Genomic DNA, 309 nt, shown 5'->3' with positions numbered 1-309 from the left:
CTGAGCCGCATCACCACCGAAGCGTTCAACCAGCGCCGCAAGACTATCCGCAACAGTCTCGGCAATCTGTTCAGCGTGGAAGTGCTGACCGAGCTGGGCATCGACCCGGCCATGCGCGCCGAAAATATTTCCGTGGCGCAGTACTGCCTGATGGCCAACTGGCTGTCTGACAATCTGCCAACGAAGGAGAGCTAACCATGATTCATTCGCCCCGGGTGTGTGTCCAGGTACAGAGCGTCTATATCGAATCGCAGTCTTCCCCGGAAGAAGAGCGCTACGTCTTCGCTTACACCGTCACCATTCGCAACC

Annotated in this window: 1 protein-coding gene and 1 pseudogene; both read left to right on the top strand. The window is 57.3% G+C overall.

Features of this window, described 5'->3' with window-relative positions:
• A partial coding sequence (locus ACSIPU_RS30915; RefSeq protein WP_435322520.1) for an rRNA adenine N-6-methyltransferase family protein occupies window positions 1-195 on the top strand: 195 nt, incomplete at its 5' end.
• A 2-nt stretch (window positions 196-197) separates the two neighbouring features.
• Window positions 198-309, top strand: a pseudogene (gene apaG / locus ACSIPU_RS30910) (Co2+/Mg2+ efflux protein ApaG); the annotation flags it as partial.

Origin of the sequence: Klebsiella sp. HN106 (assembly GCF_051209435.1) — a bacterium.
Taxonomy (GTDB): Bacteria; Pseudomonadota; Gammaproteobacteria; order Enterobacterales; family Enterobacteriaceae; genus Klebsiella; species Klebsiella oxytoca.
This window is presented reverse-complemented; position numbering and strand designations above follow the sequence as displayed.